This is a genomic window from uncultured Paraglaciecola sp. (assembly GCF_913058035.1).
Classification (GTDB): Bacteria; Pseudomonadota; Gammaproteobacteria; order Enterobacterales; family Alteromonadaceae; genus Paraglaciecola.
Genome location: NZ_CAJXPA010000022.1, coordinates 1 through 15,984 on the forward strand (window position 1 = coordinate 1; position 15,984 = coordinate 15,984).

Below are 15,984 nucleotides of genomic sequence, written 5' to 3' on the forward strand. Positions count from 1 at the left end.
GGCAATATGTAGCTGTTGTGCTGAAGCCTTTAGGGGGCTTGATGGTAAATTCAAAGATAAATTTATCAACTGACAATACCGACGTGTCAAACAATAACGGAGCAAGACGTGCACCAGTGTGGCTTAAGGCTAATGCAAACTGATTGTCAGGTTCGAGTTGTAAAACCTTATTCAGTTCTAGGTGAGCCACTTCAAATTCATTACTTTGTAATGCAGTTTCAACAAAATTAAGTCTAGCTTCTGTGGGTATAAATTTAAGAGTGAGTATTTTTTTTTCGAGTTCAAAAGCTTTTTTAATATCACCATTAACCTTACATGCACGGCTAGACAAACCGATAAAGCGAGCATTCAAACGATTCACTTTGCTTAGAGCCTCAACAATCTTTAAAGCTTCTTTATTCAGCCCAAGCCGTATAACTTGTTCAAGATAATCTAATTGCAAATCTACACTGTGTAAAGATGATTCAAATGCTTTTTTATAATGTGTAAATAAGTTTTGATGATCGCCTATTTCCCATTTTAATTCAGTCATGTTTTTATATGACTGTGCATAGGCTGGATTTAAGTTAATCGACTTCTGATAAGCTTCGATTGCCTCATCGTATCGACTTAAATTTGAATATGCATTACCAAGGTTATGCCATATTGCAAATTCATTAATCCCTGCATTTATGAGCTCAAAATAATAATGAATCGCCGTTTCACACTGCCCTGCACTAAAATAAGTTTTTCCCAATTCAAGTTTTGCTGAAGCATCGTTTGGTTCATATTGTATAATAGAGTTAAGCAATGTGATCGCTTGTTCATGTTGCAATAATCCTCGTCTAGCTTGAGCACATAAAAGTATCAAACGTTTAGAATGGCCAAACAATGTGTCTGCTTGATTAGCTACAGAGAGTGCCTCTACATATTCCTCAGTTTCAACAAGCAATGATACAAGGTTATTCCATGCATCCTGATATTTTTCTTCTAATTGGATCGCGTTTTCATAATGTCGACGTGATTTTTTATATTCAGAGGCTCGTTTATACGCATTGCCTATATTATTTTCAGTATTAGGTTGGTTGGCGTTATGCTTCAGAGACTGCAGCATATAACTAATGGCTTTTTGGTAATCTTCAGCCTTATAAGCTAACATGCCAAGTAATTGTAATGCGTTAAAGTCGTTTGCAACGTCTTTTAAATGACACAAATAATATTTTTCAGCTTCTGAAAATTCACCACGATTATGTGCTGCAAAGCCTCTTTGAAGATAATTCAATTCAGTTAATTCTCTTTTTTAAACTTCAAAATCCATGCCACAGGTTTATCGTGTTGACCAAGAACAAATGGTTCGACTGATAATTCTTTAGCTCCTTTTTTTACAAGAGCGTCGACCATTTTAGCCATTCTATCTTTTGAAAAAGCGACACCTCTCATGTTCAGAAGCCTCACCTGAGCCTGTTGAAGTTCTTGATGCATATTTTCAAACCATTCAATGACATCTGCGTGGTTATACTTGGCGTATTCCTGTAATAACCTTTTACAACCATTATAACAATGGGCCGTCATACCGGAACTATGCTTAACACAATAAGCATGAACAATAGGTTCAATAGCTGAAAATTCTTTAAAATATGTTTGAGTTCTTGTGGTGTCTTTATTATTGAATGAATTGGCAATTTTTTTAGATAAATCAATAAATGAACTATCTATAAGCAGATCAACTCCTTCTAACTCAGTTGCATTTCTATCGTCAATATAACCATTTTTATAATGTACAAGCGCTACAAAATCTCCCTTAAGAGTCATAATTCGCAACGCTTCGTAAAAGCCATCTTCTGTGGAATATTCGATGCCAAACTGACTCAGCACATGTTCAAAACTACTATCTGAAAAAGATAAATTATTACATGAACCTATTTGTACCTGTGCTTGAGGAATATCTTCCTGAAGACGCACAAGAGCAACATTCGAAATATCAACCGCATAGAGATTTAAATAAGTTTGATGACTGACTGAATGAAATATGGAACCTGCACCTGACGCTAAGTCAATTATTCGATCGGTAGGCTGAAAGTCATTAAATATTTGCTTCCAAAACTCAGCTAATTCAGGATGTTTATTGCCTAATTTATCAACAAACACTTCACCTTTTGAACTTTCATATTCCCAGTAGTCAGACCAGTTTTCACTTTGACTCATTGTACCCTCAACAAAAAATAAAAAAGGCGGGCTAAGCCCACCTTTTTGTCTTACTTATTTAATTACTAACTAATCAAATTACTTAAATTAGAATTCAGCAGTAAAAGTTATATATCCAGTACGACCGAATACATCATAAGTTGCAGGCCAAGTATTTGCTTGTTGATCGTTATCACCAATTACTGGTGGAGCTTTATCAAGCAAGTTATCAATACCAGCAGTTAAACGGTAATTATCATTGATATAATACGTTCCAGATAAATCAAAGTAGTTATAACCATCGATAGACTCAACAGTGAAAACTGACCCATCATCATCATCGTTAACTTCACCAACATGTCGCCATGCTAACTGAGCAGTAAAGTCATCTGTTGCATATCTTACTGATGTACGATGCTTATACTCTGGGACAGGTTGCCCACAGTTCGCGCCAAAATTACCAGCACATTCGATAAGCTCTCCGCCTTCAAACGGCAAGAAATCACTTTCAGAAGTGAAGGTACCTAGGTAATCAACTGATATATCTCCACCAAAAGCTTCGATATCATAACCCAATATAACATCGACACCTTTAAGGGTAATAGATGCTACGTTTTGGCTTCCAGTCTCAACAAAATCAATCGTACCATCAGCACGTCTGTTTACTGTATTACAGAACTGACCGCCTGCACCAGAACCGGTAACAGAAGGGTCATAACAAGTCGCTAATATATTGTTGGTACCACCACCAAAACTAGCAACCGCATCATCAATTTGAATATCAAAGTAATCAATACTCAACGACATATCTTCACTCACATCGTAAACAAAACCAATTGTTAAGGTTTCTGCTTCTTCTGGAACTAAGTTAGGGTTACCACCGCCAATTGAACGAACTTGACCTGAAGCTGGGTTGATAGCATTACTGAAGACTACGTCAGCTGGAACACCTGTTGCTAAACATATAGCTCTAGTTGCTTCAGTTTGTAATGCCGCAGGGCCGTTTCCAGCACATGGATCAGCTGCGCCAGGGAAACCTTCGCCACGCGGAGAGAATAACTCACCAATATTGGGAGCACGAACTGCAGTATTGAAACCTGCACGTATTCTAAAGGTATCAACAGGTGCCCATGAGCCAGCAACTTTATAGCTGTCTACTGTTCCTGAAGAAGAGTAATCTTCAGAACGATATGCTAATTGCATATCTAATGAATCTGCAAATTTAACACCATCTAGAAATGGCATATCAATTTCAACAAAATAGCCACCTACTGTGAAACCACCAGCAAGAGCAGGCGCTCCGTTAAAACCAGCAATAGTTCCTGCGGCTAAATCTTGAGAAGGTAAGAATTCAAAAAACTCGTTTCTGTGCTCATAACCTACAGCGATACCTACTGCACCGCCGGGTAATTCAAACCAATCGCTAGTGTCGCCAGAAAGTGAAGCACCCCAGATTTTCTGTTCAAATAGTGCCGTTGCTGAAACTGCTGTTCTTAAGAACTGAGCCGATTCTTCAGAGATATTACCTTCACCAAAGATATTTAGTGGTGAACAAGCTGATGTAGAGCCACTGGCTGAGGCATCTGCACAAGACGGATTACCATCTGCATCAAGTATTACTTGCCCAGCATCATCTGTTGCTAACAATAACGACTGGTCAAAACGACCACGGTTAACGTTACCTAACTGTGCGTTAGCATTCTGCGATTTTGCTGTTTGATAAAATACATCATAGAACCAGCTAGAATCACCAACATTGCCACGAGCACCTACTTGGAATTGATAAGAAGTGTAAGCATCTTCTGAACGACGAGGACCAACTTCTTGCAAACGACGACGTAATAAACCGCCACCAGCTTCGTCAGCAATGCCGTCCATATCTGTGTCGACATCTAAACCAATAGCATCAGAAATTATTTGTTGCGCTTCTGAAGTAATAAAAGGGTTTCCGTCAAGTGTAAAAGTAGAGGTTTGGAAGATAGGAGTAGGAGCCAATTGTGAAGGAACACGGCTATCAGTGAACATATACTTGCCATAGAACTCTAGGCTTTCACTAACTTCATAAGTACCTAGCACGGTTGCCTGATGACGTTCTTGAGGTAATTGAATGTAGTTTACTGGGGCATAATTATAAAAGTCATTAACCTCACCGCTACTTACAAATGGACGAATACCGCCATCTTGGCCAAAAATTATTCCAGCATTATCAGGAGAAAATGCTGCAAAACCGCCGTTAAATATTGCTGTTCCTGGAACACCACTAGAACCACCTGGCTCTAAACCGCCATCACCATCATCAAACAATGCAGTGGTGGCAAAATCACGGTCGCCTTGGAACAAATCATCACGGTCTGTATAACTTAGATTAAACACAAGGTTACCTTTGCCTTCAGCAAAGTTGCCACCCAAAGTGAAATCAACGTTAAAAAGACCTGCATCGCCGCTTTCAGTTTCTTTATAGCCTGAAGAAATCTGAACACCTTCGAAGTCATTTTTTAGTTGAAAGTTAACAACACCAGCAATCGCATCAGAGCCATATATGGCCGATGCACCACCAGTTAATACTTCAACATTTTTTATCAATGCAGTAGGGATTGAGTTTAAGTCAACAGTACCGCCTCTACTAGTTGGAACTGTTCGCTTTCCATCTATCAATACTAAAGTTCTGTTGGCACCTAAACCACGTAAATCGATTGACGCAGTTCCGTCACCTGGGTTATTTGATGTTCTGTCAAGACCTGGTATTACCTGAGGAAGAGTATTCAGTAAAGCTTCGGTGTTAAACGTAGCGCTTAATTCGAACTGTTCAGCGCCTATAGAGGCGACGGGGGCGTTTGCAGCGAACTCTGCGCGTCGAATACGAGATCCGACAACAGATACTCTTTCTATTGATTTTTCCGCACTATCTGTATTTTCTTCTTGAGCTAATGCCGCTGTAGGAGCTAAGGCAGATGCCGCTCCGCAAACGACTGCTAGACGAATGGCTTTCGCCAATTTTGAATTTGTAAACATGTATGTCTCCCTGGACCACAATTTTAGTGTGTTTTGTCGTTGAAACGACTTTTAATAACAAGGTAGTGAACCTCTAGACGATAATATACGCAATTAGGTCGGTTGGTCAATAAGATGAGTGGCATAGATTATTAGATACAACCAATCAAGCAGCATATTGCATTAAACTAGTAAAAAATTGTTTACAATTTTATAACATGACTATCATTTTTTTAAAGTGATTTCAGCAACTAACTCACTGTTGGAGGTGCGTTATTAGATTTGTAAACGTGCCAAAAGTGTAAAGTCTCAAGCAAAATATCTTCTTGATGCATATATTAAATACCAAAATATACATCAAGAAGTTAAACATTTGGTATTAGAAAGAATTGAGATTTTGGGTTTGAGTAAGTCAAAAAATGAAGATTATTTGGCAGACCTATGCTGCCTTGCACTCAATCAGATCCCACCCCGATACATTCGATTTGAAGTGGATATGTCGTTTTATCTGCACCAAAGTGAACGTCAACAAATGGAAATGAATGCCCTAAACGCTGTGAGTCAAGCCATTAGCTTTTTAGACCAAACAGAATTAGAAAGAAATTAATGATGTTGAATGAAAATTTTGGTGGCGACCCCCCAGCCACACCTCGGCACATGAGTCCTTTGCTGCGGCTGCTCCCTTCCGGGTCTGACCGGGTTCACAAATTATCATTGCGAAGGGACCGAAAGGTCACCATTGAAATCTCTACTTACAGCTTTAGCTTTGTTCTAGAGCGGGCGCATTATGGACAAAGCTTATGACAGATGCAACCCACTTTTATAACAATAATTACAAAATATAGAAATTATTTAAAATTTTCTCAACCATCTGATTACCAACTAACGTAATTATTAACCAAAACGTTCTTCAGCAATTTGATTAGCGACTATATTAGTTGAAAGACCTTGTGACTTAGCACGATGATATATTTCTAGCAGTGTATCGCTAATTTTTTCGATATGGTCTCGTAATTCTTTATCAGAGCTTGATATAGACTGGTGGTATATGTCAATTATACCACCAGCGTTAAGTACATAATCCGGGGCATACAAAATTCCCTTGTCAACCAACAACTGACCACATTCTTCTTTGGCTAATTGATTGTTTGCTGCCCCGGCAACAACTTTTACCTTAAGTCTTGCAATGTTTTTGGCATTAAGAATAGCTCCCATTGCACAAGGAGCGAATACATCGACATCTAAATCATAAATGTCTTCAGGACTGACTGCCGTGGCAGAAAACTCGGTAACTGCTTTTTCAATATTTTCTGGATGCATATCAGTCACAAATAACTTAACACCCTTTTTGTGTAAATGTCTCGCTAAACGAGTACCAACATGTCCTAAACCTTGAATAGCTACTTTCACACCCTTAAGGTCTGATTTCATTACATGTTCAACACTAGTCTTGAGGCCAACATACACCCCATAAGCTGTTGAAGGAGCAGGATTTCCATCGGCTGGTTCAGAATTAATATGATAATTTGCGTGAATACCTGATACATATTTTGTTTGTCTGCTCATTACCTTCAAGTCATCAACAGTCAAACCTGAGTCTTCGGCACTAATATATTGACCAGATAAACTATCAATGAACTTACCCATCGATAACATTTTTTCAATGGTTTTTTCAGTTCGTGGATTGCCAATAATAACGGCCTTGCCACCCCCCTGTTTTAGACCAGCCATTGCTGCTTTGTAAGTCATACCCTTTGACAATCTCAACACATCTCGTAATGCTTCTTCGTCGCTTCCATAAGGCCACATTCGGCAACCACCCAACGCACTACCAAGGTTTGAATTATGCACAGCAATGATCGCTTTTAATCCTGTGGTTTTATCTTGATAAAAAGCCACATGTTCGTGCCCATCATATTCGCTATGCTCAAAAACCGACATCATGTTGCCCTTCTTAAATTCTTAATTGCTAATAATATCCCAAAACATATAGGACATCTTTTGCAACTTTATTGACTAGCTGTTCTAGTTACACCAATAAATTACAAATGAATTGAGTCACTAGGATAAATATCCTCTTTTTTGTCTTGAAAAAGAATTAAACTTTCATCATGCTACCGATCAAGTTAACGCTCTAAACCAGACAACATATTTTATGAAACTAGACAAATTTGATCGAGAAATTCTCCGTGTCATGCAAAAAGATGCAACTGTTTCGATGGCTGATTTAAGTCAGAGAGTGGGCCTATCACACACACCTTGTTGGAGAAGGGTAAAACGCCTTGAAGCAGAAAAAGTTATTTTACAAAAAGTAACCCTACTTGATAATAAAAAGTTGAATTTAGGTGTGTCGGTATTCATTTACGTCACTTTGAAAAATCATGACGGCGAGTCATTAAATGATTTCGAAAAAGCGGTGCAAAGTATTGAATCAATTGTGGAGTGTCATACTACAAGTGGAGACAAGGATTATTTACTTAAGGTCATTGTTGAAAGTATTGAAGAGTATGAGCACTTGCTTAAAACTAAGCTAACAAACCTACCTTTAGTTGATCATTTAAGTTCTACTTTTGCTCTTAAACAAGTCAAAAACACAACTGAGTTACCAATTAAAAATTTATAGGAAATACCTTAGCTCAGAAATAGTAAATATTTTCACAAAAATTAAAGAATCTACTAACACTCTCCATCTCGAATCGCTGAGCTGACTTTGAAATTACCTTCCAAAAACTTATCTTGTTTTTTGATGAGTAATTTCAAAGTAGATGAACATTGTGTGTTTAGTCAGCATTTATAAACTAACTGACGTTATCATCACGCTATTTTTACCGTCTTTTTACTAATGCCGTAGTCGCGCAATTTATTAGCAATAGCGGTATGACTTAAACCTAGTTTCTTAGCAAGCTGCCTTGTACTTGGATAACTGGGATATAAGCGCATCAGAATATCTTTTTCGAAACGCTTTACTTCATCATCTAAACTTCCGGCGAACTCTTCTGAAACAAAACTAACTGTCGCAGAGCATGACGGCAGTTGTATATTTTCTTTTTCAAGTTCGTTGCCTTCCAATAACGAAACCGCACGATAAAGAGCATTTTCAAGTTGTCTCACATTACCCGGCCAAGGATAAATTTGTAAATAATCGAGACAGGCTTTAGACATTTTAGGTGTTTTACGACCTAACTTAACACTGTGCTGTTTAATGAAACGCTCAGCAAGAGCGATAACATCTGATTTACGTTCTCTTAAGGGAGGCAACACCAGACTTAGTACATTCAAACGATAAAATAAATCTTCTCTGAATCGGCCTTCTTGCATTAACTTACCTAAGTCTTTCTGAGTGGTACAAATGATCCGAACATCAACTTGAAGCTCTTTTTCATCACCAATCCTTCGATAGCTGCCATCTTGTAACACCCGCAAAAGTTTTACTTGAAGCTGTGCCGACATGTCGCCTACTTCATCTAAAAACAATGTGCCGCCTTGTGCTAATTCTAACAAACCGGCTTTGTTGTCGGTTTGACCAAAAGCACCAGGGGCAAAACCAAATAACTCTGTTTCTGCAACATTATCTGGTAACGACGCACAGTTTAGCGCTAAAAATGCTCCTTCACTTCTTCTACTTGCCTCATGGCATGCTTTGGCAAGCATCTCTTTACCGGTACCCGTTTCGCCAAAAATAATAATAGACCCATCTAACTCGGCCATTCTTTTAGCTTCTTTCACCACATTTTTCATTGCCTTGCTATCTGCTTGGATAGAAATAAAACTATCAACACTTACTTTATTAAAAACAGTAAGTTGTTGACCTAACCTTAGTTCTGATTTTAACATAAATACTGCCCCAGCCAAGATGTCAGCACCATCATTGTCGGGGACCATAACAGGCAGCATATCAAGCAAATAATCTTGCTCTGAAAACCTTATTCTTTGAGATTGGGATTGGGGATTTTTACCTTCCAACCAGCGAATGACGTTAAATCCTTTTAGCAGCTCAGCAATATTACTTCCAATTATATCATTCTTAGGGATATCTAAACTTAATACGACAGCATCATTAATCAAGATTATTTTACCTTTGGTATCGACCGAAAAAACTGGGTCGGGTAAGGTCTGTAACAATGCTTTCAGCTGATATTGTTCGCGCTCTATAGGCATGAAAGGTGTAGTTTTTACATCCTCTATGCCTTCTATTTTACGTATCTTTGGCATCAAATGTTGAAAATCAGCAAATTCAATATTGGGGAAGTTAAGGAAAATTTTTCCTAGCAAATCGATTTCAATTCCGCGTAGATCGATTTCATGCTCAACTAATATATCTAACACATCTTGGGCAATGCCCAATCGATCCTGGCAGTTCACTTCTAAACGCATTACAACCCCAATTTAATACAAGACTAGGCCAACCCGATTTCGGCTAGCGTAAAGATATTATTACAATTAGTTGACCTTAGACAGTATTTTTACTTGGTAATTTTTTTATATGAGTGATCCTGCTCCAAAATGGACGAATTTGTATATTTGTAGGTTGCAGCCAATTAACTTACTTTTTTTTCTTTGGGTAAAAATTTGGGTGCAAATAATCCTAGTTTTTTGGCTTGGTCCACTAGTTCCATAATATCCATCTCTGCAATATCAAATAAAGAATCAAATGATTCCAATATATAATAAATCGGCTGCATGATATCAATACGGTAAGGAGTTCTTAATGCATCCAATGGCAGCATTGGCATATGTATACAATCATCTGACTCGAGCGAATGTATTGTCTCACCGGGTGAAGACAATACACCCCCGCCATATATACGTATTCCATCAGGTGTATCAACTAAACCAAATTCAACTGTAAACCAATATAATCTAGCTAAGAAAGCTCTATCTTCTTTACTTGCAGCATAACCAAGCTTCCCATAAGTATGGGTAAAATGTGCAAAAGCAGGGTTAGTTAATAATGGACAATGCCCAAAAATTTCATGAAAAATATCAGGCTCTTGTAAGTAATCAAACTCTTCATTTGAACGAATGAAGGTCGCCACAGGGAATTGTTTGTTTGCTAAAAGTCGAAAGAACTCATCAAAATTTATTAACGATGGTACTTCTTTTACCTGCCAACCTGTTGCCTCGATTAGTATAGAATTAACTTCGCTTAATTGTGGAATATGTTTAGAAGGTAAATTTAGCAGATTAAGTCCGTGTAAATACTCATCGCAAGCTCGCCCTTTGATTAAGCAAAGCTGCTCTTCTAGCAATGCTGCCCAAGTTTTATTTTCTTGCGCGCTCCAGTTTACAATACCATTTTCATCTGACTGATGAGATTTATAACGGGTAATTTTTGACATGTAATTACATAATTTCACTAGATAACATATCCAAAATTGTACCCGTTCTAAGCCAAATCAAAAGCTTAGTGTATGTATTCGTGTTAAGCGTAAATCGTAAATATAAGCTTACATATACTTTTATTAACACAGTTACTAAGCGGCTTAAATTATTTAAAACCTCATCTAAAATGCTTGTTTAGGTCAGCTAACAATTGTTTAGTGACACCTGACAAACTTGGTTTAGTTTGCGACAGCCAAGGCAAAGGACGGCTTTCATTAATAGCCTTTAAGCCTATCCTAGCGGTCAACACTCCAGCACCCATACCCTGTGCTGCTCGAGTAGATAACTTACCTGTTATTCCAGCACTCAATGCATAATTACCGGCATCAGACAAAATTTCGGCGGCACCTGCATACAACATAGTGTCGAATATTTTGCGTATTAACCTAATTCTGGCCCAATAACCTAAATGTAAACCATATATTTTGCTCACTTGATTCATCATCCGAATATTCCGCCATAGAACTATCAGCATATCCATTACAGCAAACGGGCTAACGGCTATCATAACGGTAGCTGCAGATGCATTTTTACTTACCTGTTTTATGGCTACTTTATCAATAGGAGCCAAAACGTGGTATTCAAACAAACATAAAACTTCACTATCACAGTGATGAGAATTAAAGCTATCACGCCAGCTTTCCACTAAATATTGATAATCATTGGGAAGACTTTTGGCTACTTTCATGCAATGTTGCTCAGCCAACCCAATGACACTTGTGTTCGCTATTTGCTCAGATTGATTTCGAATATCTTCTTGGCTTTTAAGTAGCTTTAATCCTGTGAACTCAACAAAAACTTGGCGTAAAATCCGAATTCCAAAAACAGAAAAAATAACTAGCCATACACCTGCTAACCAATCCATTTGATCAACCAAAGTAATGATAAAAAATACTAACTCAACACTGCTTGCCAGTAATATGGCTAAACACATCAATAGAAACCACTTTTTACTGGTTTTTTTACTGGTTTTTTGCCCCTCGCCTCCTAGTGTTTGCTCGTCATCTATCGGTTCATCGCTCAGCTCAAATATATCAGCATCGCTAACAATGATTGCTGGTTTGACATGGTTTTGTAACGGGTCATCGGGTACTTGCTTATTGAAAACATGTGCAGCTTTAATTTTCTTAGGTGCGTTTGCATCAAACTGGTTTTGTTCTTCAGAGCTAAGCAATTGTTTCATGTTAATTTATCCGCTAGCAGAAAATCGAGCACCTGATCCATTCTAATATGTGGCAGTGCATGGTCGATATTCATTTGTGGGGGGGATAATTTAGGGAACTCAAATTGCTGCTGTTTCCAAAATTCAGGACTTGGGCAGCTCTGTGGAACTTCTCCAGGAAACAATGTGATGGCCACCCCCTGTGCATTTCTACCTTGAAGTACTGGAATTTTCTCACCATTAAGCTGGCCAATGCCTGGTTTTGAAGCGCAAATTGCCGATACTGCAGTCGATTCAGTGCTCACACCATCAAACTGTATTTGTTTTCTTGCGCTGTGCAGCATGCTATCCAACAGCTTCACTAAATTAGTTTGCTGGTCGGGTGTAATGTGGTCAGCCTTGCTAGCAGCAAACACAAGTTTATCAATTTTAGGTTGAAATAAACGATTGAGTATATTGGAAGAGCCATATTGAAAGCTGCCCATTAACCAGTCTAATGCTTTTTGTAAGTCTTGGTAGCTATGATAACCGCGATTTAATGCCGATAAACAATCAACTAAAACAACTTGTCTATCAAATCCCTTGAAGTGGTCTTTATAAAATGGCTGTACGATTTGAAATTTATAATGTTTAAAACGCTTGATCAATAAGTCTGCATTACTGTCTTTTATTGGCTTGTTAAGGTCGATTCCTTGTTGTTCAAGTTGAATATCTGTGACAGGAAAAAAATGTAAAATAGGTGCACCATTCAATTCACCCGGTAAAATAAATCTTCCTGGTTGTAACAACTGATAACCACGTTTTTGGCAAGTAAGTAAATACTGACTATACAGCTCTGCGATTTTTTGTAGCGCCAATTCGTCGCTTTTTGCATTTAAGTCGAGATTTGACAACGCGTTACAAAAACTAGCAGCTAAGTCATGCCTAATTGGGTCGTTGAGTTCACACTGACAATGCTTAGACCACTGAATGTAATCCATATTCAATAGCGGTAAATCTAATAACCATTCTCCGGGATAGTCTGTGATATCTAAAGTCAATGTGGCATCTTCGGTTAAGTATTTACTCAGCCCTTTACTTTTTTTGTATTTTATTTTTAATCTTACCTGCGAGATCCCTTTTGTCGATGATGGCCATTCAGGTGACGTTTGATTTAACTTGGTCATTGCATCTTCGTAAGCAAAACGCCTAAAGGTTAAATCAGGTTGCACATCTCTTTTCACACCTACTAGGCGCGACTCTCTTACCACTGAAAAAAAAGGCAGATGTGAAATTTCATTGGCTTCAATAAGTTGATTAACCAAAGAAGTGATGAACGCTGTTTTACCGCTTCCACTTAATCCCGTCACTGCCAAGTTAACATGGTTATTAACCAGTCTGGCGGCGCTAAGTTTAAGCTTTTGTTTGCTGTATTGCATGGAAGGGTGATTTAAAAAAGAGGTCTGCATAAAAACGTTGTCAACCTTATGTATTTTGAAAAGCGATATTATTGAGGGCTAAGGCCAAAGAACCATTAACCCGTCAAAAACATACTATAATTTGCTTAACTCTCGGTTGAGTTGAAACTCGGATGATGTTACGTAAGTCTCCATTTTTCTGAGTCTATTTTCATTTTTTGTAAAACGTTGTTTAATATCAATAAAAGCTTGCTTAGGGGGCTCACCTGCTTGCCAAACTTTAGACTTCACCATCACTTTATCCGATTCTTGCTCCGAAACATTGTGCCATCCCTTGCTATGAACTTTATTATGCTGGCTTTTGCTCGCAAGTTCGTCATTCCTAGACTTAGGTGATGAGCCTCGAGGCTTTTTTTCTAAAACAAACCAAGCTGCAATATAACCAACAAAGAAAAATGGTGGTGCTAGTAGGAAAAAGCCAGTTAGGGTTAGAATTCTTACTAGCCATATCTCCATTCCAAAATATTCGGCTATACCAGCACACACTCCGGCAATTTTTCCTTTACTGGGATCACGATGCAAACTGCCAAACGTTTTCATACTTTATTCCTCCATTCTGGCGCCTCAGCGTCCAGAATAGACTCTAACGTATGGATCCTGTCTGACATTTTCTCTGCTCTATCAGCTAATTCCTGCAACGTGCCATATTCAGCTTCAGTCAATCCCTGACTCATTTGTTTTTTACTCCGATAATGCATTATCAACCATATCGGAGCGACAAAGATCATAAATATAATGATAGGTGCTACTATTATCCCAATTACGTCTTCCATAATTCATCTCCTTCTTGTCAGTGTCTACCGACCCTTTTATTCTTAATCTTTAGTGACCGTTGATTGACTTTTCATCTTTTTCTTCAGCGCTGCTAGTTCATCATTGATTTCATCATCTGACTCAAGTTCAGCAAATTCATCAGCTAAGGTCTTTTTACCTAGATCGTAAGCGTCAACTTGTGACTCTAAGTCATCAATTTTACGTTCGTATTGCTCAAAACGTCCCATTGCCGCATCAACTTTGCCACTTTCTAAGCTTTTCTTCACTTCAAGTCTTGAGCTAACGGTTTTCTGACGCAATAAAATAGCCTTTTGACGCGTTTTTGCATCCGCTAATTTATCTTGTAACTGCCCTACTTCACTCTGTAATTTAGTGATTTGTTCATCGATGACTTTAAGTTCAGATGACAAGGCACTGGCATGTTCATCACATTTTTTCTTTTCTTGTAATGCGGCGCGAGCTAAGTCTTCTCTGTCTTTACTTATAGCTAACTCAGCTTTTGAATTCCAATCTTTAGCTTCGTTTTGCATTTTATTAATTTGTGAAGAAATCTCTTTCTTACTGGCCAAAGTCTTTGCTGAAGCGGAACGTACTTCAACCAAAGTGTCTTCCATTTCCTGAATAATTAAACGTACCATTTTTTCAGGATCTTCGGCCTTATCTAAAATGGAATTAATATTTGAGTTCACTATGTCTGTGAAACGCGAGAAGATACCCATAGTCTTTACCTCTTTTATTAAGTGTTAGTTAGATATCACTACCTAACTGGGTTATTAGTTTTTCTTACTAAACTACTATTTATCATTCAATTTATAGGCCAATATAATATTTTAACTAAATTACTGATTTTAAAGAAATAATAATATACACACCGATCGCTGAGATCTACAATAATTATATACAGACTATTAGTTAGTTGTTTAGACCACTTTTTAAGGATATTGATGAGCCGCTTTCGCCAACAAGATAAAATGCTAGGCCAATCTAATAATTTTTTAGAGGTGTTAGAGCAGATTTCACAAATTGCACCTTTGAATAAGCCAGTTTTAATTATTGGTGAAAGAGGAACAGGTAAAGAACTTGTGGCCGCCCGTATGCATTTTTTGTCCAAACGCTGGGAACAAACTTATCTAACATTGAATTGTGCTGCTCTGAATGAAAGTTTGTTAGAAAGCGAATTATTTGGGTATGAAGCAGGTGCATTTACTGGCGCAGCTAAACGCCGAGAAGGTCGATTTGAAACCGCAGATAACGGCACATTATTTTTAGACGAACTTTCTAATACCTCTGGTATGGTTCAAGAAAAACTACTACGCGTGATTGAGTATGGAGAGTTTGAACGTGTGGGTGGTTCGCGGAGTGTAAAAGTCGATGTTCGAATAGTTGCTGCAACAAATGAAGATTTACCCGCATTAGCAGATTCAGGTGAATTCCGAGCAGATCTTCTAGATAGACTAGCATTTGATGTCATTACTCTTCCTCCTCTTCGCGAACGAAGGGAAGATATAATGATGTTAGCTGAGAACTTTGCAATTAACATGGCCAGAGAACTTGAGATGGAATTGTTCAGCGGTTTTACAGAAAAAGCCAAACGCACCTTACTGGACTATCAATGGCCAGGTAATATTCGCGAATTAAAAAATGTGGTTGAGCGCGCAGTATATCGCAGTAACAACCCGAATTTGCCAGTCCATAATATTGTACTAGACCCTTTTGAGTCCATTTATCGACCGCAAAAAAGGGTAAAAACACACACCAGAACAATCCAGCCTGAAGTTGTTTCTTCACCTATTGTATCAACTGAAAATATGTCTAAAAACCAAATTTCAACTGAAACCAGCAAAAAAATTAGCTTTGATTTTCCTGTTGATTTGAAACAACTTTCACAAGACTTTGAGGTTGATTTAATTAATCAAGCATTAATAGATAATCAATTTAATCAAAAAAAGACAGCGGAGAAACTTGGTTTAACTTATCATCAACTACGAGGTTATTTAAAAAAGTATAACTTGTTAGAACAAACTAACGAAGATATGGAATAAATTACGCCAGTGA

General features: G+C 38.0%; 14 protein-coding genes and 1 other RNA gene. 3 read left to right on the forward strand and 12 right to left on the reverse strand.

Translation table 11 applies throughout. The annotated features are described in order from the left end of the window. The 3 genes from QZ562_RS04745 to QZ562_RS04755 form a co-directional block, all read right to left on the reverse strand. A partial coding sequence (locus tag QZ562_RS04745; RefSeq protein WP_293757445.1) for a tetratricopeptide repeat protein occupies positions 1-1,261 on the reverse strand: 1,261 nt, incomplete at its 3' end. A gap of 5 nt (positions 1,262-1,266) precedes the next feature. Continuing rightward, complete coding sequence (locus tag QZ562_RS04750) at positions 1,267-2,184, reverse strand: class I SAM-dependent methyltransferase (protein ID WP_293757447.1); 918 nt, start codon at positions 2,182-2,184, stop codon at positions 1,267-1,269. A gap of 87 nt (positions 2,185-2,271) precedes the next feature. Next, positions 2,272-5,175 carry a TonB-dependent receptor gene (locus QZ562_RS04755; RefSeq protein WP_293757449.1) on the reverse strand — a complete coding sequence of 968 codons (2,904 nt, stop codon included), beginning with the start codon at positions 5,173-5,175 and terminating at the stop codon, positions 2,272-2,274. Between the two features lie 316 nt (positions 5,176-5,491). Here QZ562_RS04755 and QZ562_RS04760 point away from each other — a divergent pair, with 316 nt between their 5' ends. Next, positions 5,492-5,761: a late competence development ComFB family protein gene (locus QZ562_RS04760; RefSeq protein WP_293757507.1), complete on the forward strand. Its 270-nt coding sequence runs from the start codon at positions 5,492-5,494 to the stop codon at positions 5,759-5,761. 27 nt (positions 5,762-5,788) lie between these two features. Here the strand turns inward: QZ562_RS04760 and ffs are convergent. Then, positions 5,789-5,885, reverse strand: an RNA gene (ffs, locus tag QZ562_RS04765) — signal recognition particle sRNA small type. 163 nt (positions 5,886-6,048) lie between these two features. Beyond that, on the reverse strand, positions 6,049-7,095 hold the full coding sequence (locus tag QZ562_RS04770) for a Glu/Leu/Phe/Val dehydrogenase dimerization domain-containing protein (RefSeq protein WP_293757509.1): 1,047 nt from the start codon (positions 7,093-7,095) through the stop codon (positions 6,049-6,051). A gap of 214 nt (positions 7,096-7,309) precedes the next feature. On the opposite strand from QZ562_RS04770, the gene QZ562_RS04775 reads away from it, so the two are divergent. Next, positions 7,310-7,777, forward strand: coding sequence for an Lrp/AsnC family transcriptional regulator (locus tag QZ562_RS04775; protein ID WP_293757451.1), 468 nt, complete (start codon positions 7,310-7,312; stop codon positions 7,775-7,777). A 191-nt stretch (positions 7,778-7,968) separates the two neighbouring features. Here QZ562_RS04775 and tyrR read toward each other — a convergent pair whose 3' ends face one another. The 7 genes from tyrR to pspA form a co-directional block, all read right to left on the reverse strand. Continuing rightward, positions 7,969-9,528: a transcriptional regulator TyrR gene (gene tyrR / locus QZ562_RS04780; RefSeq protein WP_293757453.1), complete on the reverse strand. Its 1,560-nt coding sequence runs from the start codon at positions 9,526-9,528 to the stop codon at positions 7,969-7,971. Between the two features lie 164 nt (positions 9,529-9,692). Next, complete coding sequence (gene phhA / locus QZ562_RS04785; protein WP_293757455.1) at positions 9,693-10,493, reverse strand: phenylalanine 4-monooxygenase; 801 nt, start codon at positions 10,491-10,493, stop codon at positions 9,693-9,695. Between the two features lie 161 nt (positions 10,494-10,654). Beyond that, positions 10,655-11,719, reverse strand: a complete 1,065-nt coding sequence (locus QZ562_RS04790) for a TIGR01620 family protein (protein ID WP_293757459.1) — start codon at positions 11,717-11,719, stop codon at positions 10,655-10,657. Continuing rightward, positions 11,716-13,146: a YcjX family protein gene (locus QZ562_RS04795; protein WP_293757463.1), complete on the reverse strand. Its 1,431-nt coding sequence runs from the start codon at positions 13,144-13,146 to the stop codon at positions 11,716-11,718. Before QZ562_RS04795 ends, QZ562_RS04790 begins: the two co-directional genes overlap by 4 nt. 84 nt (positions 13,147-13,230) lie before the next feature. Further along, positions 13,231-13,695 carry an envelope stress response membrane protein PspC gene (gene pspC / locus QZ562_RS04800; RefSeq protein ID WP_293757465.1) on the reverse strand — a complete coding sequence of 155 codons (465 nt, stop codon included), beginning with the start codon at positions 13,693-13,695 and terminating at the stop codon, positions 13,231-13,233. Then, on the reverse strand, positions 13,692-13,928 hold the full coding sequence (gene pspB / locus QZ562_RS04805) for an envelope stress response membrane protein PspB (RefSeq protein WP_293757467.1): 237 nt from the start codon (positions 13,926-13,928) through the stop codon (positions 13,692-13,694). Before pspB ends, pspC begins: the two co-directional genes overlap by 4 nt. Positions 13,929-13,970: 42 nt before the next feature. Further along, positions 13,971-14,648, reverse strand: a complete 678-nt coding sequence (pspA, locus tag QZ562_RS04810; RefSeq protein ID WP_293757469.1) for a phage shock protein PspA — start codon at positions 14,646-14,648, stop codon at positions 13,971-13,973. 225 nt (positions 14,649-14,873) lie between these two features. Here pspA and pspF point away from each other — a divergent pair, with 225 nt between their 5' ends. Then, positions 14,874-15,971: a phage shock protein operon transcriptional activator gene (gene pspF / locus QZ562_RS04815; RefSeq protein WP_293757471.1), complete on the forward strand. Its 1,098-nt coding sequence runs from the start codon at positions 14,874-14,876 to the stop codon at positions 15,969-15,971. Positions 15,972-15,984 lie beyond the last annotated feature (13 nt).